Source organism: Symbiopectobacterium sp. RP (genome assembly GCF_050472005.1).
Classification (GTDB): domain Bacteria; phylum Pseudomonadota; class Gammaproteobacteria; order Enterobacterales; family Enterobacteriaceae; genus Symbiopectobacterium.
The window spans coordinates 814604-832798 of the sequence record NZ_JBGOGS010000001.1 but is presented as its reverse complement, the minus strand read 5'-3'; the positions used below and the strand labels follow the sequence as shown (position 1 = coordinate 832798).

Annotated in this window: 17 protein-coding genes and 7 pseudogenes; 7 read left to right on the top strand and 17 right to left on the bottom strand. The window is 50.5% G+C overall.

All coding sequences use genetic code 11. From position 1 onward, the window contains the following. Nucleotides 1-70: 70 nt before the first annotated feature. A pseudogene (locus ACD630_RS05395) lies at nucleotides 71-924 on the top strand (IS5 family transposase); the annotation flags it as partial. Between the two features lie 296 nt (nucleotides 925-1220). Here ACD630_RS05395 and exuR read toward each other — a convergent pair. Both exuR and ACD630_RS05385 read right to left on the bottom strand, forming a co-directional pair. Next, the gene (gene exuR / locus ACD630_RS05390) at nucleotides 1221-1997 is read right to left on the bottom strand and encodes a transcriptional regulator ExuR (RefSeq protein ID WP_430358351.1); all 777 of its coding nucleotides are present in this window, start codon (nucleotides 1995-1997) and stop codon (nucleotides 1221-1223) included. A gap of 249 nt (nucleotides 1998-2246) precedes the next feature. After that, on the bottom strand, nucleotides 2247-3545 hold the full coding sequence (locus ACD630_RS05385; RefSeq protein ID WP_430358350.1) for an MFS transporter: 1299 nt from the start codon (nucleotides 3543-3545) through the stop codon (nucleotides 2247-2249). A gap of 641 nt (nucleotides 3546-4186) precedes the next feature. Here ACD630_RS05385 and uxaC point away from each other — a divergent pair. Continuing rightward, the gene (uxaC, locus tag ACD630_RS05380; RefSeq protein WP_430358349.1) at nucleotides 4187-5596 is read left to right on the top strand and encodes a glucuronate isomerase; all 1410 of its coding nucleotides are present in this window, start codon (nucleotides 4187-4189) and stop codon (nucleotides 5594-5596) included. 144 nt (nucleotides 5597-5740) lie between these two features. On the opposite strand, the gene ACD630_RS05375 is transcribed toward uxaC, so the two are convergent. Continuing rightward, on the bottom strand, nucleotides 5741-5932 hold the full coding sequence (locus tag ACD630_RS05375) for a hypothetical protein (RefSeq protein ID WP_430359912.1): 192 nt from the start codon (nucleotides 5930-5932) through the stop codon (nucleotides 5741-5743). Beyond that, nucleotides 5854-6324, bottom strand: a complete 471-nt coding sequence (locus ACD630_RS05370) for an IS630 transposase-related protein (RefSeq protein ID WP_430358348.1) — start codon at nucleotides 6322-6324, stop codon at nucleotides 5854-5856. The genes ACD630_RS05375 and ACD630_RS05370 overlap by 79 nt, the downstream gene beginning before the upstream one ends. Nucleotides 6325-6420: 96 nt before the next feature. On the opposite strand from ACD630_RS05370, the gene ACD630_RS05365 reads away from it, so the two are divergent. Beyond that, nucleotides 6421-6549, top strand: a complete 129-nt coding sequence (locus ACD630_RS05365; RefSeq protein WP_430358347.1) for a hypothetical protein — start codon at nucleotides 6421-6423, stop codon at nucleotides 6547-6549. A 17-nt stretch (nucleotides 6550-6566) separates the two neighbouring features. Beyond that, nucleotides 6567-6845: pseudogene (locus tag ACD630_RS05360) on the top strand (UxaA family hydrolase); the annotation flags it as partial. A 53-nt stretch (nucleotides 6846-6898) separates the two neighbouring features. On the opposite strand, the gene ACD630_RS05355 reads toward ACD630_RS05360, so the two are convergent. Further along, nucleotides 6899-7045, bottom strand: a complete 147-nt coding sequence (locus tag ACD630_RS05355) for a transposase (RefSeq protein ID WP_430358346.1) — start codon at nucleotides 7043-7045, stop codon at nucleotides 6899-6901. Nucleotides 7046-7049: 4 nt separating this feature from the next. Here ACD630_RS05355 and ACD630_RS05350 point away from each other — a divergent pair, with 4 nt between their 5' ends. Beyond that, nucleotides 7050-7178, top strand: a complete 129-nt coding sequence (locus tag ACD630_RS05350) for a hypothetical protein (RefSeq protein ID WP_430358345.1) — start codon at nucleotides 7050-7052, stop codon at nucleotides 7176-7178. Here the strand turns inward: ACD630_RS05350 and ACD630_RS05345 are convergent. Then, a pseudogene (locus ACD630_RS05345) lies at nucleotides 7174-7488 on the bottom strand (DJ-1/PfpI family protein); the annotation flags it as partial. The gene ACD630_RS05350 and the pseudogene ACD630_RS05345 overlap by 5 nt on opposite strands. Then, the gene (gene panE, locus ACD630_RS05340) at nucleotides 7451-8386 is read right to left on the bottom strand and encodes a 2-dehydropantoate 2-reductase (RefSeq protein ID WP_430358344.1); all 936 of its coding nucleotides are present in this window, start codon (nucleotides 8384-8386) and stop codon (nucleotides 7451-7453) included. The gene panE and the pseudogene ACD630_RS05345, both read right to left, overlap by 38 nt. A gap of 210 nt (nucleotides 8387-8596) precedes the next feature. Here panE and ACD630_RS05335 point away from each other — a divergent pair, with 210 nt between their 5' ends. Beyond that, nucleotides 8597-9088 (top strand): YajQ family cyclic di-GMP-binding protein, encoded by a 492-nt coding sequence (locus tag ACD630_RS05335; RefSeq protein WP_430359911.1) that lies wholly within the window; start codon nucleotides 8597-8599, stop codon nucleotides 9086-9088. A 34-nt stretch (nucleotides 9089-9122) separates the two neighbouring features. On the opposite strand, the gene ACD630_RS05330 is transcribed toward ACD630_RS05335, so the two are convergent. From ACD630_RS05330 to ACD630_RS05285, 10 genes and pseudogenes are all read right to left on the bottom strand, one after another. Further along, nucleotides 9123-10502, bottom strand: a complete 1380-nt coding sequence (locus ACD630_RS05330) for an MFS transporter (protein ID WP_430358343.1) — start codon at nucleotides 10500-10502, stop codon at nucleotides 9123-9125. Nucleotides 10503-10687: 185 nt separating this feature from the next. Then, nucleotides 10688-11578, bottom strand: coding sequence for a heme o synthase (gene cyoE, locus ACD630_RS05325; RefSeq protein WP_430359910.1), 891 nt, complete (start codon nucleotides 11576-11578; stop codon nucleotides 10688-10690). Between the two features lie 14 nt (nucleotides 11579-11592). Further along, nucleotides 11593-11922, bottom strand: coding sequence for a cytochrome o ubiquinol oxidase subunit IV (locus ACD630_RS05320; RefSeq protein WP_430358342.1), 330 nt, complete (start codon nucleotides 11920-11922; stop codon nucleotides 11593-11595). Further along, on the bottom strand, nucleotides 11922-12545 hold the full coding sequence (locus ACD630_RS05315; RefSeq protein WP_430358341.1) for a cytochrome o ubiquinol oxidase subunit III: 624 nt from the start codon (nucleotides 12543-12545) through the stop codon (nucleotides 11922-11924). The genes ACD630_RS05320 and ACD630_RS05315 overlap by 1 nt, the downstream gene beginning before the upstream one ends. Beyond that, a pseudogene (gene cyoB, locus ACD630_RS05310) lies at nucleotides 12535-14526 on the bottom strand (cytochrome o ubiquinol oxidase subunit I). Before cyoB ends, ACD630_RS05315 begins: the two are co-directional and overlap by 11 nt. A 4-nt stretch (nucleotides 14527-14530) precedes the next feature. Beyond that, nucleotides 14531-15496, bottom strand: a pseudogene (cyoA, locus tag ACD630_RS05305) (cytochrome o ubiquinol oxidase subunit II). A 395-nt stretch (nucleotides 15497-15891) separates the two neighbouring features. Next, nucleotides 15892-16526: pseudogene (locus ACD630_RS05300) on the bottom strand (MFS transporter); the annotation flags it as partial. Next, the gene (locus ACD630_RS05295; protein WP_430358340.1) at nucleotides 16462-16623 is read right to left on the bottom strand and encodes a hypothetical protein; all 162 of its coding nucleotides are present in this window, start codon (nucleotides 16621-16623) and stop codon (nucleotides 16462-16464) included. The gene ACD630_RS05295 and the pseudogene ACD630_RS05300, both read right to left, overlap by 65 nt. Then, on the bottom strand, nucleotides 16548-17081 hold the full coding sequence (locus ACD630_RS05290; RefSeq protein WP_430359909.1) for an IS630 family transposase: 534 nt from the start codon (nucleotides 17079-17081) through the stop codon (nucleotides 16548-16550). The genes ACD630_RS05295 and ACD630_RS05290 overlap by 76 nt, the downstream gene beginning before the upstream one ends. Next, nucleotides 17005-17370, bottom strand: coding sequence for an IS630 transposase-related protein (locus ACD630_RS05285; protein ID WP_430358339.1), 366 nt, complete (start codon nucleotides 17368-17370; stop codon nucleotides 17005-17007). Before ACD630_RS05285 ends, ACD630_RS05290 begins: the two co-directional genes overlap by 77 nt. Nucleotides 17371-17407: 37 nt before the next feature. On the opposite strand from ACD630_RS05285, the pseudogene nagA reads away from it, so the two are divergent. Beyond that, nucleotides 17408-18178, top strand: a pseudogene (gene nagA / locus ACD630_RS05280) (N-acetylglucosamine-6-phosphate deacetylase); the annotation flags it as partial. Between the last annotated feature and the right edge of the window lie 17 nt (nucleotides 18179-18195).

Below are 18195 nucleotides of genomic sequence, written 5' to 3'. Positions count from 1 at the left end.
TTTTGATAACAATTAGCTGTATTTTTTGCCACATATCAGGGCATTGGCTGTAATCATTTTTAAGTCGTTTGGCTATATAACCGTATGGCTAGATGAATCAGCCATTGCTGCATGGATGGAAAAAACACTACTGAACAGCGTGGACGACCGCTTCACTACTCAGATATGGCCATCACCACAGTCCTGATGATGAAACGTGTGTTTGGCCTTTCATTGAGGGCTTTACAGGGCTTTGGTGACTCGATTTTTAAACTGATTAAATTGTCGCTCCATTGTCCAGACTATTCGCTGCTCAGCAAGCGAGCAAAGACAGTGAACATCAGCATAAAAACGCCAACCCGTGGTGAAATCTCACATCTGGTCATTGATGGAACCGGCCTGAAGGTCTTTGGCGAAGGCGAATGGAAAGTCCGGCAGCATGGTGCCGACAGACGCAGGGTATGGCGTAAGCTGCACCTGGCAGTAGACAGTGTGACGCATGAGATTATCTGTGCGGATTTGTCGCTCAGTGGTACGACTGATGCCCAAGCTCTACCGGCGCTGATAAACCAGAGCCACCGGAAAATCAGAGAGGCATCGGCTGACGGCGCTTAGGATACAGTTTACTGCTATGATGCTCTGGTGAGGAAGAAAATAAGGCCGCTTATCCCGCCATGAAGGGGGGCGCAATATTGGCAAGATCGCTACCACGAGCGTAACCACGCTGTTGCAAATCAGCGCATTAGCGGTAGTAACGATATCTGGAAAAAGAAAGTGGGCTATCACCGGCGCTCAGTGGCTGAAACGGCCATGTTCCGGTTCAAAAGGCTTCTGGGTGGTCATCTAAGTCTGAGAGACTACGATGGTCAGGTGGGTGAAGCCATGGTCAAAGCGCTTAACCTGATCACGCTATTAGGAATGCCGAACAGTATTCGCATCACGTAACAATCGACCCGTATGGGGCGCAGTCGTTACAAGTTCTGATTTATTCAACAAAGCCGCGTTTTGTCGGCAGTAACGCAGAAAATACCGGATTAAGAGTTAAAAAGCGCTTCTAACTGTAACAAAAGCCTAAAGGTTGAGATAGGGAATTATCGCAGGAAAATGTGAGATTTATCGCTGCTGTTTGACAGAAAAGGTTTTTTTGCGGCCGATTTTACATTTTTTGACACAAACAGGTGTTTTCAGACGTTTTGCCCTCTGTTAAGTGACAGAGGTGGCAGGTTTTTTTGTTCGGGTGCTCAGGATTTGTGCACGGTGATTGGCTCAAGATGCACGACGGGATTTTTGGCAAACATATAGCGGTCAACGTTGAATTCAAAGTCATCGGTGGTGGCGCGAAACAGCATTTGCTTGGTGTTTTCCAGATGCTGCCACATCGCTAGCTTGGCGGCGTAGGGATCTTTGCGAATCAGCGCGTTAAGGATTTGATCGTGCTCTTCGCACCAGCTTTCGATCGAGCGTTCGTCAATGTGTTCGTGCAGTTTGAGCCAGTAGGGGTTGTGGATACGCTGGCTCCACATTTTTTCCACGATAGTGGCCATGGCCGAGTTCTGTGTCGCCAGTGCCACCTGAATGTGAAACTTCAGATCCCACTCGGAATCACGGAAACGATCTTCCTGACGCGCATATTCCTGGATCTCCATCAACCGGACAATGTCTTGACGCGTCACTTGTGTCGCCGCAAATTCGGCAATATTACTTTCAATTAACTGGCGTGCCTGCAACAGCTCAAACGGCCCGGCGGTGACAAACTCGATATCCTCGCCGCTGGGCACGCGATGGCTTTGCTGATTGGAAATGACATGAATGCCTGAACCTTTCCGTACCTCGACGTAGCCTTCCACTGCCAGCATGATGATCGCCTCGCGCACGACGGTGCGGCTGACGTTCATCTCTTCTGAAATGTAGCGTTCGGCGGGTAACTTCTCACCAACAAGATAAACGCCACTTTCGATGCGCTGCTTAAGTTCTGCGGCTAACTGTTGGTATAGTCGACGGGGCTCAGTGAGTGCCATATCTTTGCTCTTTAATAGATGACGGTCCGTAAATGGGGAACCTTTCCCTGCGACTTTCCTGCGCCGCAACCTCACCACAGGGGCGAAAAAAAGCTGAGAAAACCATCGCGTCAAGATTTATTATACCACTTATTCGTGAGGCCGACCAACATCAAGGTCACCGTTATGCATTATCAGCTCGCAATAAAAACGCCCGATAACCGGGGTTATCGGGCGTTGAGGCCGGTTTAGCCGTGAGGTAGACAGTGATTAATGCTGCTGTGCCGTCTCGAGCGTTGCCGGTTGTTCTGCTTGCACCACAGGACGGTCTTGGAGAATGACCCAAATCAGAATGGCACCCAGCACGTCAAAGGCTGCCAACACCGCGAACAGCGGGCCGAAGCCGATGGTGTCTGCCAATGCGCCAACCACCAGAGCGAACAGGGTGCTTGCCAGCCAGCCTGCACCGCCGGTCAACCCGTTGGCGGTAGCCACTTCGTTACGACCGAACACGTCAGAAGAGAGCGTGATCAAAGCGCCAGACAGTGACTGGTGCGCAAACCCACCGACGCACAGCAGCGCGATGGCAACATAAGGGCTGGTGAACAGGCCGATAATCCCTGGGCCAATCATCAACACTGCACCCAGCGTTACTACCATTTTGCGCGAAACGATCAGGTTCACTTTGAAATATTTCTGGAACAGCATGGGCATGTAACCACCCAGCACGCAGCCCAAGTCAGCAAACAGCATCGGCAGCCAAGCGAACATGGCAATTTCTTTCAGGTTAAAGCCGTAGACTTTGAACATGAACAGAGGGATCCAAGCATTGATGGTGCCCCATGCCGGTTCAGCCAGGAAACGCGGTAACGCGATGCCCCAGAACTGGCGGTTACGCACGATCTGCCAGGTGGACATTTTCTTACCGTTATCCGCCTGATGCTGAGATTCCTGACCGTTCAGGATGTAATCGCGTTCCTCATCGGTCAGTTTTTTCTGGTCTTTCGGATGGTTATAAAACGCCAGCCAGCACAGTGCCCACACCATGCTTAAGGCACCGGTGATGATAAAGGCCATTTCCCAGCTGTGCATCACGATGGCCCAAACCACCAAAGGCGGTGCGATCATGGCGCCGATTGAAGAACCAACGTTGAAGTAACCCACGGCAACGGAGCGCTCCTTGGCGGGGAACCATTCACTGCTCGCCTTCAGGCCCGCAGGGATCATGGCAGCTTCTGCCATGCCGACCAGACCACGTGAAATGGCCAGACCTTGCCAGCTGTTTGCCATTGCGGTACTGGCGCAGAAAATGGCCCACAGGATGGCGAACATGGCATAGCCGACTTTGGTACCCAACAGGTCCAGTACGTAACCGGCGATGGGTTGCATAACGGTATAACAGGCAGAATAGGCAGCAATGATGTAGGAGTATTGCTGTGTCGTGATATGTAACTGATCTTGCAACGTCGGGGCGGCAACGGCGATAGCATTACGTGTCAGGTAACCGAGCACGGTGCCAATGGTCACCAGCCCAATCATGTACCAACGTAGCCCTTTGATTTTACGCATTTGTGTTTTCTCTCCGAGTCAAAAAAATAACACCGTGCCGCTAGCTGAGCTAACAACCGGTGTTGTGTTTAGCCAACAAGGTTGGCTAGCGCACCTCCCAGAAGGGCGCAATCGCAGGGTTTCAGTAACGGAGCATGTTTGTGGCGTCATTGAGCTTACTTTTAGGAAGGTGGCAAGGCGCATCGATAAGGACGCTTTGCTCGCCTTTTGCTCTCTTGAAACCTGCTTTTGATTTGGACCAGGATTTTTTCTCTTGGGAATGGAATAGAGATTGAATCCCGGTTCAAGACGGCGCTACAATAATTTGTCATACAGCTTTAAAAGTTGAGTGACATCACAAAACCATTATATTTATGCGGAATAGCTAAAATTTGTTCGATATCGGCCTGTGTTGAGAGCTTGCTGCGCGGTGTCCTGACCAATTTGCTAGGCATGTGAATTTTTGCGATCATGACCTCACTAATGATATGAGATATCCATCATAATTGGTGTGATATCTTTCAACAAAGGCCAACGTTGTGCCTGAGCGCACGGTACGGTGAGGAAGAGAGGAAGAGAGGAAGAGAGGAAGAGAGGAAGAGAGGAAGAGAGGAAGAGAGGAAGAGAGGAAGAGAGGAAGAGAGGAAGAGAGGAAGAAGAGTATGTCCCAGTTTCTTAGCGAAGATTTTCTGTTAGACAGCGAATTTGCTCGTCGTTTGTATCATGACTATGCGGCTGACCAGCCTATTTTTGATTACCATTGCCACTTGCCGCCTGAACAGATTGCAGAAAACTACCGCTTTAAAAACTTGTATGACATCTGGTTGAAAGGTGATCACTACAAATGGCGTGCTATGCGTACTAACGGCGTGCCGGAGCGTCTTTGTACGGGTGATGCCAGCGATTGGGAGAAATTCTCCGCCTGGGCAGAAACCGTGCCGCATACCATTGGTAACCCGTTGTACCACTGGACGCATCTCGAACTGCGCCGCCCGTTTGGTGTAACAGGTACGCTGTTAGCACCGGGTACTGCGAAAGAAATTTGGGATCGCTGCAATGCTTTGCTGGAGCGTGATGAATTTAGCGCGCGCGGCATCATGCAGCAGATGAACGTGAAAATGGTCGGTACCACCGACGACCCGATTGACGATCTGCGTCATCACAAAGCCATCGCCGCTGATGGTAGCTTCAACGTCAAAGTGCTGCCGAGCTGGCGTCCTGACAAGGCTTTCAACATCGAGTTGGCCACCTTTAACGATTACATGGCAAAACTGGGTGAAGTGTCTGATACCGACATTCGTCGTTTCAGCGATTTGCAGGCCGCACTGACCAAGCGTCTGGATCACTTTGCCGCACATGGCTGTAAAGTTTCTGACCACGCGCTGGACGTAGTGCTGTTTGCCGAAGCGGATGAAGCGACGCTGGATGGCATTCTGTCCCGTCGTTTGGGCGGTGCTGCACTGAGCGATGTGGAAGTGGCGCAGTTCAAAACTGCCGTACTGGTATGGTTGGGTGCGGAATATGCGCGTCGCGGTTGGGTGCAGCAGTACCACATTGGTGCGCTACGTAACAACAACTTGAGTCAGTTTAAACTGCTGGGGCCTGACGTTGGTTTCGACTCCATCAATGACCGCACGCTGGCACAAGAACTGTCTCGCCTGCTGAGCAAGCAGAATGAAGAAAACCTGCTGCCGAAAACCATTCTGTACTGCCTGAACCCGCGCGATAACGAAGTGCTGGGCACCATGGTCGGTAACTTCCAGGGTGAAGGCATGCCGGGCAAAATGCAGTTTGGTTCTGCCTGGTGGTTCAACGATCAGAAAGACGGCATGCAGCGTCAAATGACGCAACTGGCGCAACTGGGCCTGCTGAGCCGCTTTGTGGGCATGTTGACGGATAGCCGCAGCTTCCTGTCTTACACTCGCCATGAGTATTTCCGTCGCATCCTGTGCCAAATGATCGGCCGCTGGGTAGAAGACGGCGAAGCACCAGCAGACATCAATTTGCTGGGCGACATGGTGAAAAACATTTGTTTTGATAACGCTAAAAACTATTTCGCCATCGAATTATAAGACCGTGGGCAAGGTGACAGGGCGGTAACAACCTGACCCCGATCGCACTTCCTGTCCTGAGCTAGTACATATGAAGCATGAGAGTTACCTCGCGTTTTGTTTAAGGATTAGACACCCATATCAAAACCGGTAACTCTCAACCTTTCAAGGTCCAGTGTCAGATCTAGTCGCGACTAATACAAATAATCCGATAGTAAACAGCGTCGTGCCTAATAAAGCGCCGATAACATTTGTTCTTCCCTTGGCTCCCCAGTTCTTCAGGCCAAAACACCGTTGACCTTTTGGGGAATAGCCATGAGTCCGTGGGGTATCGTGTGGAAAACCACTTTCATCAATAAAAACAATAGGTTTGCCTTTTTTTCATACTGTTGTATTTTTTGTTGAAATGCTTGCGCCGGGCGCTTTCGTCGGCTTTCGGATGACATAGAGTTTTTTTTATAGGTCAATCCCAGCTTTTTAAGAGCTTGCCAAATGGCCTTCTGACAAACGCCAAAACGCTCTGCACGTTCTTTTTGGTAAGCATCTGGATATGGTTCAACATCTTTTATCAACTCGGATTTATCGATCTTTCGCTGACGCGTGGTCGATGCTTTTGACGCTATTTGATTAATCCAACGCAATACAGAGGCAGGGCCAATCCGAAATTGCTTCGCTGTTTCTCGGATACTCAACCCTTCTTCTTCCCGTGTAGATATCACTTTACCTCTAAAATCAATTGAATAGCTCATTTAAATAATGCAATCAAAATTAAGTCGTTTAGCTATAGCACCCTGTGGCACGGCGTCAACGATCGCACCACTTCGCTGCAAGCGCTGGTTACCACAGTGCTGAGCGATGCGGATCACTGGGAACAGGAGCTGACGCAGGTGCCGGGATTGATAGAACAGGTTACGCAGCAGCTGCAAGCGATCGTCGATCGCGGCATGAGAGCGGCAGTAGAAGGGTATTGTTAATGGCTGAAGATTTATCGATACAGAGCATCATCAAAATCCATGCGCTGGACAATGTGGCCGTTGCGTTGCGTGATGTTGCGCAAGGTGAGGCGGTAACCGCGGGTGGCGTCACGGTGACGCTGCCGCAGCCGGTGGCGCGCGGGCACAAATTTGCGCTTTATGACATCGCGCCGGGCGAGATGATCGTGAAGTACGGCTTGCCGATCGGCCATGCGTTAGTGGCAATTGCACCGGGACAGCATATTCACTCCCAGAATGCCAAGACCAATCTGAGCGATCTGGATGAGTATCAATATAGCCAACCGACTTAAAAATGATTATAGCCAATGCCCTGATATAGCCAAGCGACTTAATTTTGATTACACCATATGGACTGAGAACAAAATCTTTGTATCGCAACCACTCTCTCTTTTTTTGCTTGTGCCCATTTATGCTCAATTGGGTTAAGATCTGGCAAATATGTAGGCAAATACTCCACCATATAGCCAACCGACATTATTTTGATAACAGCCAGCTATGCTTTTTTGCCGCATATCAGGGTATCTGTTGTAATCATTTTTAAGTCGCTTGGCTATATGTGGCAAAAAAATACAGCTAATTGTTATCAAAATAATGTCGCTTGGCTATAGCGGCCACAATTTTCCCTTCCTGATGCTTTTGGCGAATGCATTCCACCAGCAACGGGCTGTCGCGGAAGCATTCTGCTCCCTTGACACCGCCCGGTAACACGATGGCATCAAACGGATTATCTGCAACGGAAACCAGCGGTGCATCCGCCACCAATCTTGCGCCACGCGAATAGGTTATCGTTGTGTCGCCATCGCTGGCGACGCTGGCTACAGTGACAGCAATACCAGCGCGTATCAGCAGGTCAAATGTGGTGACGGCTTCGGTTTCTTCGCTACCAGGAGCCAGACAGAGGAGTACCGATGCGGTCATATTTGCTTTCCTTTAGCTTAATCATTTCAAATAAACTCCTGTTTTCCGGCAATGTTAAGCTGTGGGCCCGGGCCCGCTGCAGCAGATAGCCGGTAATATAGTCAATTTCGGTATGACGCTGGGCACGGATATCTTGCAGCATGGAAGAAGTGTTTTTGGCGGTATTCTGAATCAATTGTTCCACGTACAGTTTCACCTGCTCCAGCGAATCGGGGTGGCCTTCACGCTCCATGACGCGCACGATCTCCTGACACAGCAGGTCTATTTGCTCGGGATAAGCGCTTAACGCCCCATTTTTACAGTTATAGAGCACTGTTAACGGATTAATCACACAGTTTACTGCCAGTTTACGCCAGCACGTCACGGCAATATTATTGTACAAGGCGACATCCGGCAGCGCCTGATGCAGCAATGCAGCAAGCGCAGAGTGGTTATCACTGTGAGGAACCGCGCCACGGCTGTTGCCGCTGGTAATGGCACCAATGTGCGTGGTTCCACCGGCAACGTGCACCACCAGCGTCGCATCGCGTCGTGCGGCGTGAGTCGTGACGCCTTGTAACAGCGGTTGGGTCAATACCGGCAACTCTTCCCGGGTGCCCATGCCATTGTGCAACAACAAAATGCTACAGTTCGGGGCGATAGTCGGTAATAAGGCGCTGACGGCATCGGAAACCTGCCAGGCTTTAAGGGTTACCAACAGCAGTTCGCTTTGCATCAGGTGCTCGGGATCGTTTGTCGGCAGCATCAGATTGCACAGTTTTCCGTCCAGCATTTGTACGTTGACGGCACAGTACGGAGCGGGGAAACGCATCCATCCCTGAACGTCGTGGCCTTGCTGATGTAATGCGGCAAGCCAAAGCTGACCCAGTGCGCCGCAACCCAGCACGGTAATTTTCATCTGAAGTTTCCTTTATCGATGCGCGTGGCACGCAGTGTGACGGCGGCGGTTATCTTTTGATTGATTCATTCTGCCTGACAATTATGTGTTATGGCGCGTGAGAAAGGGACTGCAAGCGCCAAGGCGGGCGGATGTTGTTTCTCTGCGGAGAACAGGTATCATGCATGCCACATAACCCTATTCCTACGCATAAATCAGGGAGAATTGATTATGCCATCTTTCGATATTGTATCCGAAATCGATATGCAGGAAATCCGCAACGCGGTTGAGAATGCGTCACGCGAACTGACTAATCGCTGGGATTTTCGTAACGTACCGGCGAGCTTTGAGCTGAATGAGAAAAACGAACAGATCAAAGTGGCCAGCGAGTCAGATTTTCAGGTACAGCAACTGTTTGATATCCTGCGCGAAAAACTGGTGAAACGCGGTATCGAAGCAGGTGCGTTGGAGGTTCCAGAAGAGATGGAACACAGCGGCAAGACGTACAGCGTTAACGCCAAACTGAAGCAGGGCATTGAGCCTGAACAGGCGAAAAAAATCGTCAAGCTGATCAAAGACAGTAAGCTGAAAGTGCAAACCCAGATTCAGGGTGAGCAGCTGCGCGTAACCGGCAAAGCGCGTGACGATTTGCAAAGCGTCATGGCGTTGATTCGCGGAGCCAATCTGGGGCAACCCTTCCAGTTCACCAATTTCCGCGATTAATCGTAAAGGGCCAGCGATGCTGGCCCTATGTGACTCACGCTTGCCCGATCAGCGCTTCGAGCTGTTGACGGTTGGTCTTCTGACGATCGATTTTGACATAGGCGCTGCGCTCTTCCGGTACCACGATGGCTTCCGCTACGCTAGGGTGTATGCGTATCTTTTGTGCTAGTGCGGAGTCGTTCAATGCGTCATCGGGCAGTGCAATGCGCAAGCTGCTTAGATAAGGCGGCTCCTTCATGCTGACACCGATAATCAGCCATAACGCGCAGAGCAGCGCTCCTGCTGCAAACACCCAGGCTGCACCGTGGAATTGAAACAGTGCGCCGCCCATGCTGCCGCCGATAGCAACGCCGATAAATTGGGTGGTGGAGTAGATCCCCATTGCGGTGCCTTTGTAACCCGCTGGTGCCTCTTTGCTGATAAGGGAGGGCAGCAGCGCTTCCATAATATTAAACGCCAGAAAAAACAGTTGAATGCCTGCCACAATAGGCCAAAATTGGCTGCCTGCCATCCATAAAACCACCTCTGCGGCTAACAGCACTACGATACAGCCCACAAACACCCGCTTCATCTGCCGTTTCACTTCGGCATAAATGATAAAGGGCAGCACGCAGACAAAGGAGATCAGCATGGTGTACAGATAGATCTTCCAGTGTGATTCTGCTGGCATACCTGCCTGTTCCAGCACGCGCGGCAGGGCGGCAAAACTCGACATCAGCAGGATATGCAGGCACATAATGCCGATATTGAGTTTTAGCAGACGGCTGTTACTGAGCACTTGGCGAATGCTGCTGTGTACAATGGCGGATTCCCGGTTGAGGGCATGGCTAGCGGCATTAGGGATCCGCGTCAGGGTTATTACAATTCCGAGCGATGCGAGCAGGGCCATGCACCAGAACAGGGACTGTAATCCCCAGGCATGCGCAACGATCGGCCCAAGCACCATGGCGATGGCAAAGGTCACCCCGAAACTGATGCCGATAAAAGCCATTGCTTTTGTGCTATTTTGTTCGCGAGTGAGATCGGACAACAGCGCCATAACGGCGGCGGAGATCGCACCTGCTCCTTGTAACGCACGTCCGAGAATAATGCTCCAGATCGTGGTACTGAGGGCGGCAATCACGCTGCCGAGCACAAACATGAGCAGGCCGATGACGATGAGCGGCTTACGCCCGACGCGATCGGAAAGTAAACCAAAAGGCACCTGAAACAGCGCTTGCATCAGACCATAGATACCAATTGCGAGACCAATCAGCGATTCGCTGGCCCCTTGTAATGCCATGCCGTAGGTTGTTAGCACTGGCAACACCATAAACATGCCGAGCATCCGCAGGGAAAAAACCGCACCTAAGCCCCAAGTTGCGCGCCGTTCGCGCGGCGTCATGATATTGTCTGTGAGGGATGTATCGTTCATGAAAACCTCAAATTCGCGTTGGCGCTATTGTAGTGCCTTACTCATCGGGTCGTAAATGGCAGCATTGTTACTTGATTTGGCGCACGGTCATAAAATGACATAGTAAATGCAGCAAATGTGGGAAAGGGCGAAAAAAAACAGACGATGGGGATCGTCTGTTTTTTCTACGTGCGAACGGTGAAACGTTAGCGCAGTGCGGTTAGCAGCACATCCTGCATTGGCGTCATTGAGTCTACAGACATCATCACGCTCAATGATGTGATGGCAACGATCGAGGACACAAACAGTTTGCGCGCCCACACTTTGTCATCATTGGGTTTTTTGTAGCCCAACAGTGCCATGCCTAACCACCAGATACTTACAGAGGCTGCTACCACCAGATATTTGTACCCGGCATAGCCACCCAGCGACAGTATCAGCGTAGCCACCATAAACGCCACGATATACAGCGTAATATGGTTTTTAGCCACGGAGATGCCTTTCACCACCGGCAGTATTGGAATGTTGGCGGCCTGATAATCTTTGAAACGGAAAATGGCGATAGCGTAGGAGTGCGGCATTTGCCACAGGCTGAAGATCAACAGCAGGATCAACGCACCCGCATCAAACTGGTTGCTTACGGCACAATACCCGATCACCGGCGGTGCAGCACCGGACAGGCTGCCGATCAGCGTGCCGTATACCGAGTGGTGTTTCGTATACAGACTGTAGACGCCAACGTATACCACAAAGCCCATTACTGAAAGCAACATGGCTAGCGGGTTTGCCGCCACGTAGAGCAACGCAAAACCGGCAATACCTAACACAGCCGCATAACTCAGTGACACCTTGACCGAAATCAGCCCCTTCACCATCACTCTGTTTTTGGTTCTCTCCATCTTTTTGTCAATGTCACGGTCGATTACGTTGTTGAAGACGCAAGCGGACGCAACCACTAACGACACCCCAAACAGGGTAGCGATAAAGAGGGGGTAATCAATGCTGCCTTTGGACGCCAGCAGAAATCCCCCGATAACAGAAATCAGGTTGCCAAAAATGATCCCTGGTTTTGTGACTTGTAGGTATTGCTTAATCATCATGTCTGGCTCGATTACGGAATCATCATATTGTGGTGCGCACTCAGCATAATCCAGATGGATCCTACTACCACGATAGCGATAATCAGAATGGCGAACACCAACGCTACCACGTTCCAGCGCTGCTCAGAAGAACTGTTCAGGTGCAGGAAGTAGACCAGGTGAACCAGGATCTGTACCACGGCGCAGCCAACCACACCGGCCATAATCACGCTGGGGGAAGCGGCACCCGCCATCACCAGACAAAACGGGATCACGGTCAGAATGACTGACATGACAAAGCCGATGATATAAGACTGTACGCTACCGTGGCTGGCACCGTGATCGGTCGTTGAATGACTCATTACATCGCCCCCATCAGATAAACTACGGTAAAGACACAAATCCATACCACGTCAAGGAAGTGCCAGAACAGGCTCAGACACATCAAACGGGTTTTCACGGTAGGGGTAATGCCCCAGCGTGAGACCTGAATCATCATCACCAAAAGCCAGATAAGGCCTGAAGTTACGTGAACGCCGTGGGTGCCGACTAGCGCGAAAAAGGCCGACAGGAACGCGCTGCGATCCGGGCCGTATCCTTCTGCGATCAGGTGATGGAATTCATAGATTTCCATCCCGATAAACACCAGACCAAACAGGAAGGTGATAGCCAGCCAGGTGTTGATGCGCGCCACGTTTCCTTTGTACATGGCGATCATCGCCATGCCGAAGGTGATACTGCTCAACAGCAACGCGAAGGTTTCGACCAGCACAAACTTGAGATCAAACAGGTCTTTTCCGGACGGACCGCCCGCCGTGCCAGTTACCAGCACGGCATAGGTGGCGAACAATGAGCCGAAAATGATCAAATCGCTCATGAGGTAAACCCAGAACCCCAGCACCTTGGTGCCGCTGGCGTCGTGGTGCCCATGCTCTGCATGGGCGTCATGAGCAGCGTGATGATGCGTCAGAGTTTCAGTTGTCATGTTTCACACCTGCTTTGCTGATATTGTCGAAGTGCTGGTTCTCAATCTCTTCGATTTGTTTGACCGGAATGTAGTAATCCACATCGCGGTTAAAACTGCGCACAATCCAGGTCACGATCATGGCGACGAAACCGGCAATCGCCATCCACCAGATATGCCAGATCATGGCGAAGCCGAACACCAGACTGAACGCTGAGATAATCACGCCAGCGCCCGTGTTTTTCGGCATATGAATTTCTTCATAGCTGACCGGTTTTTTGTAGGCTTCACCGCGCTCTTTCTGTTCCCAGAAGGCATCGCGTTCCTGAACGTTCGGCACGATGGCGAAGTTATAGAACGGCGGTGGGGACGAGGTTGCCCACTCCAGCGTGCGGCCACACCACGGGTCACCGGTCAAATCACGGTTTTGGTCGCGATCGCGGATACTTACATAGAACTGCATCAATTGGCACAGTACGCCAAGGCCAATCAGTGCGGCACCAACAGAGGCAACGACCAGCAGTGAGTGGAATTGTGGATCAATCTGTTGGCTGAGGCGACGGGTCATGCCCATAAAGCCCAGCACATACAGCGGCATAAAGGCGGTGAAGAAGCCGATAATCCAGAACCAGAACGCGCGTTTGCCCTAGGTTTCGTTCAGCGTGAAGCCAAACGCTTTCGGGAACCAGTAAGTAATACCGGCAAAAATACCAAACACCACGCCGCCGATAATGACGTTATGGAAGTGCGCAATCAGGAACAGGCTGTTGTGCAGTACAAAGTTGGCACCCGGCACCGCCAGCAGCACCCCGGTCATCCCACCGATGGTAAAGGTGATGATAAAACCAGTAGTCCACAACATGGCAGAGTTCGGCTGGATTCGGTCCTGATACATGGTGAACAGCCAGTTGAAGATTTTCACCCCGGTCGGGATGGAAATGATCATGGTAGCAATACCAAAGAAGGCGTTAACGTTCGCGCCAGACCCCATGGTGAAGAAGTGGTGCAGCCAGACGATAAACGACAGTTCGGTAATGGCGATAGTCGCCCACACCAGTGAGGTGTAACCGAACAGACGCTTCTTACAGAAGGTGGCAACCACTTCGGAGTAAACGCCGAAAATGGGCAGAACCAGAATGTACACCTCAGGATGGCCCCAGGCCCAGATGAGGTTGATGTACATCATCATGTTGCCGCCCATATCATTGGTAAAGAAATGGGTGCCCAGATAGCGATCCAGAGTCAGTAAGGCGATGGTGACGGTCAAAATAGGGAAGGCGGTGATGATCAGCACGTTGGTGCACAGTGCCGTCCAAGTAAAGACCGGCATTTTCATCAGCGTCATACCCGGTGCACGCATACGGATAATGGTCGCGAAGAAGTTGACGCCAGTCAGCGTAGTACCCAGACCGGAGATCTGTAGACTCCATATCCAGTAATCCACCCCTACGCCAGTACTGTACTCCTTGCCGGAAAGCGGTGGATAGGCCACCCAACCGGTTTGCGCAAACTCACCGATACCCAGCGACAGGTTGATCAGGACAACCCCTACCACGAATAGCCAGAAGCTGAGCGAGTTAAGGAAAGGGAAGGCCACGTCGCGTGCGCCGATTTGCAGTGGCACTGCCAAGTTCATCAAACCGACCACAAACGGCGTTGCCACAAAGAAAATCATGATCACGCCGTGCGCGGTAAATATCTGATCGTAGTGGTGGGAATTAAGGAAGCCTGCCTCACCGGCAGACGCCAAGACCTGCTGACCACGCATCATGATGGCATCGGCAAAGCCACGAATCATCATGATAAACGCAACGATCATATACATGATGCCGATGCGTTTGTGGTCTACCGAGGTAAACCATTCAGCCCACAGCCACTTCCATTTACAGAAATAAGTGATGGCCGCCAACAGGGCGAGGCCGCCGACGATGATGCCGGCCAGCGTAACCATAATAATGGGTTCATGATACGGAACCGCATCAAGAGTTAGTTTTCCGAACATCGTCTTATCCCTCGGCACCTTGGTGCGAGGCGTGCTCGCTCATGTTCATATTCTCACCGTGTTGCATGCCGCTTGGCTGCGTTTCGCCTTCAGCGTGGTGATGCGCAGGCGCACCGCCGCTTTGCGTGAATTTGCGAATCAGGTTTTCAAACAGCTCAGGTTGCACGCTGGAGAAGTACTCTACCGGGTGGAATTCGCTGGGTTTGGCCAGAGCATTGAATTCCTCCGTGCTGTTCAGCGTTTTGTTGGAGGCGCGCACGGTGGCAACCCAATGGTCGAATTCCTGCTGGCTTGGCGTGGCAATGGCAGTAAATTTCATGCCGGAGAAGCCTTTCCCGCTATAACCACCAGAAATACCGTCATATTTACCCGGCTCGTTGGCGATAAGATGCAGTTTGGTTTGCATGCCCGCCATCGCGTAAATCTGCCCACCCAGACGCGGAATGAAGAAAGAGTTCATTACGGTATCGGAGGTGATTTTGAAATTCACCGGCACATTGGTTGGGAACGCTAACTCGTTGACCGTGGCGATACCCAATTCCGGGTAAACAAACAGCCATTTCCAGTCGAGTGAAATCACTTCGACGGTAATCGGCTTGGCCTCGGAGACCAACGGCTTATACGGATCCAGTGAATGGGTGGTTTTCCAGGTAATGGTACCCATCATAAGAATGATGATGATGGGAACTGTCCATACCACCGCTTCAATCTTGTTGGAGTGTAACCAGTTCGGGGTGTATTTCGCTTTGGTGTTGGAAGCGCGAAACTTCTAGGCAAAAGCGATGGTCATCACGATTACCGGAATAACCACGATCAACATCAACCCGAGTGCTGTCAGAATCAACGACCGTTGCTCCAACCCGAGCTGTCCTTTGGGGTTCATCGATGCCATATCACAACCGCTCAGTAGTGCTGCGGCAGCGAATAAAGACAACATCCCAAAAATTTTATTGTATTTCCTGAGTCTCATCTAGCGACCTCAATAACAAGGGCTCTATTGTCATTTCATGCGAGCGGGCATTTTACGGTAAGGTTACTGCACTGTAAACATGATTAAGGTTATGTCAGCGCTTTATTGCTAATTTTTGCCCTGAATGTCACAATTACCTTGTCGTTAGGAAAAATTTATTAAAAACAGTGAATTAAAATTTATCCCGTAGAGAAGTATGGATGGATAAAAAAAATTACAACCCGCCTGAAGAGGAATTTTCCATCGAACCAACATGATTGCCTCTCACACATTTTCCCAACAATTAAATAGCCAGAAAAAAGTGAGCCAACGTAAAAAAATAACGTTGGCTGATAGCAGACTAGTGAAAAAAAATAATACGATGCGGTGATAACCACGCAGGTTTATCGCTATTTTCAGGCTTCAGGTGACGGTGAATTACGCAGCGATAAATAGTCGAGTACACAACCTAAAAGCGCCCCCGAAATGACAAAAATACCCACTAGCATCAGAAGGTTATCATTGATTGTTTCAATTGCATTGGCACCCAACGCGTGGGCGATGATCAAGGTCAGCCAGATGAATAACAGCGCACACCCAGCGGCCAGGAGACGCAGCACGAAGCGGTAATAGCGGGGATAGGTCATACGTACCATAAATGTGCCGGTACGCTGGGTGTACTCGAGGGTTTGTCTGCATACTAATAGCAGGACTAATCCCGCCACCGAGATCGCAATGGTAAATAAATAGAACCAGGCCCAACCATGGGTCTCTACAAACCAGCCTGCGATCGGGCCAACGTAGACGCGCCCCACGCCCGAAAGTGCGGAAAGCAGCGCAAACTGGGTAGCGGAAAACGACGTGTTGCATAAGGTCATCAGTAACGCCACGAACGCCGCTGTGCCCATCCCGCCGCACAGGTTTTCCAGAAAGATAACCCCAGCCATGCTGATCAGATGTTTGGTCGTGCTCGCCAGCAGCCTGCGTTAGAGATGGCCTGCAAGATGCCGAATAGCAGCAACGTACGGAACAAGGTCATACGTTGCATTATAGCCAAGCGACTTAATTTTGATTACACCATATGGACTGAGAACAAAATCTCTGTATCGCAACCACTCTCTCTTTTTTTGCTTTTTGCTTGTGCCCATTTATGCTCAATGGGGTTAAGATCTGGCGAATATGTAGGCAAATACTCCACCATATACCCTGCATCGATGATGACTTGTTGAATATTATGTTTTTTATGAAAAGTTGCATTGTCCATCACGATTACCCTGTTTTTAGGGAGTACTGGGATAAGGACTTGTGTGACCCAGGAATAGAAAACATCGCTGTTAATATTGATATCAAATAATCCGATAGCAAACAGCGTTGTGCCTAATAAAGCGCCGATAACATTTGTTCTTCCCTTGGCTCCCCAGTTTTTCAGGCCAAAACACCGTTGACCTTTTGGGGAATAGCCGTGAGTCCGTGGGGTATCGTGTGGAAAACCACTTTCATCAATAAAAACAATAGGTTTGCCTTCTTTTTCATACTGTTGTATTTTTTGTTGAAATGCTTGCCGGGCGCTTCCGTCGGCTTTCGGATGACGTAGCGTTTTTTTTATAGGTCAATCCCAGCTTTTTAAGAGCTTGCCAAATGGCCTTCTGACAAACGCCAAAACGCTCTGCACGTTCTTTTTGGTAAGCATCTGGATATGGTTCAACATCTTTTATCAACTCGGATTTATCGCTCTTTCGCTGACGCGTGGTCGATGCTTTTGACGCTATTTGATTAATCCAAAGCGATACAGAGGCAGGGCCAATCCGAAATTGCTTCGCTGTTTCTCGGATACTCAACCCTTCTTCTTCCCGTGTAGATATCACTTTACGTCTAAAATCAATTGAATAGCTCATTTAAATAATGTAATCAAAATTAAGTCGTTTGGCTATAGTGAAAAAAGGTACGCACGATGCCCGACTGATCCGTGCGCCAGAGCAACAGTTGGTTGACTATCTTTGAGCCAATGCGGACGTGATTGGTCAAATCACGCTGGCACCGGAAAAGGTGCCACCCGCCATGATTCGACAGCTTAGCCAGGCAGGGATTGTGGTTTCGGCAGGACATTCCAATGCCACCTTGTAGGAAGCGAAACGCGGGTTTGCTGCCGGTATTCACTTTGCCACACACCTGTTTAATGCCATGCCGTATATTAGCGGACGCGAGCCGGGTTTGGTGGGCGCTATTTATGACGCCCCAGAGATCTACTGCGGCATCATTGCCGATGGCATGCACGTTGATTGGGGCAATATCCGCAACAGCAAACGGATCAAAGGTGAGAAACTCGTGCTGATCACTGATGCCACGGCCCCGGCAGGTGCTGATATCGATAGGTTCACTTTTGCCGGTAAAACCATATACTACCGTGATGGGTTGTGCGTGGATGATAAAGGCACGCTGAGCGGTTCGGCACTGACAATGATCGATGCCGTCAAAAACAGCGTGAAACATGTCGGTATTGCGCTAGATGAAGCGCTGCGGATGGCAACCCTTTACCCAGCGCGCGCCATGCATCTGGACGATCGGTTAGGCAGTATCGAAAGTGGAAAAATCGCCAACCTGACAGTATTTGATGATGGGTACCACGTCCTTCATACCTTAGTAATGGCAATAGCGTCTATACGCGATAACACGTGTAGCAAACGCTTAGGCTATCTGAGGTAGGGGGATATAAAACGAGG

Coding starts and splice junctions, on each gene's coding strand:
- exuR (WP_430358351.1), bottom strand. CDS start 1,997: ATGGCACTCACTGAGCCCCGTCGACTATACCAACAGTTAGCCGCAGAA.
- ACD630_RS05385 (WP_430358350.1), bottom strand. CDS start 3,545: ATGCGTAAAATCAAAGGGCTACGTTGGTACATGATTGGGCTGGTGACC.
- uxaC (WP_430358349.1), top strand. CDS start 4,187: ATGTCCCAGTTTCTTAGCGAAGATTTTCTGTTAGACAGCGAATTTGCT.
- ACD630_RS05370 (WP_430358348.1), bottom strand. CDS start 6,324: ATGAGCTATTCAATTGATTTTAGAGGTAAAGTGATATCTACACGGGAA.
- ACD630_RS05355 (WP_430358346.1), bottom strand. CDS start 7,045: ATGTCGGTTGGCTATATGGTGGAGTATTTGCCTACATATTTGCCAGAT.
- panE (WP_430358344.1), bottom strand. CDS start 8,386: ATGAAAATTACCGTGCTGGGTTGCGGCGCACTGGGTCAGCTTTGGCTT.
- ACD630_RS05335 (WP_430359911.1), top strand. CDS start 8,597: ATGCCATCTTTCGATATTGTATCCGAAATCGATATGCAGGAAATCCGC.
- ACD630_RS05330 (WP_430358343.1), bottom strand. CDS start 10,502: ATGAACGATACATCCCTCACAGACAATATCATGACGCCGCGCGAACGG.
- cyoE (WP_430359910.1), bottom strand. CDS start 11,578: ATGATTAAGCAATACCTACAAGTCACAAAACCAGGGATCATTTTTGGC.
- ACD630_RS05320 (WP_430358342.1), bottom strand. CDS start 11,922: ATGAGTCATTCAACGACCGATCACGGTGCCAGCCACGGTAGCGTACAG.
- ACD630_RS05315 (WP_430358341.1), bottom strand. CDS start 12,545: ATGACAACTGAAACTCTGACGCATCATCACGCTGCTCATGACGCCCAT.
- ACD630_RS05295 (WP_430358340.1), bottom strand. CDS start 16,623: ATGGGCACAAGCAAAAAGCAAAAAAAGAGAGAGTGGTTGCGATACAGA.
- ACD630_RS05285 (WP_430358339.1), bottom strand. CDS start 17,370: ATGAGCTATTCAATTGATTTTAGACGTAAAGTGATATCTACACGGGAA.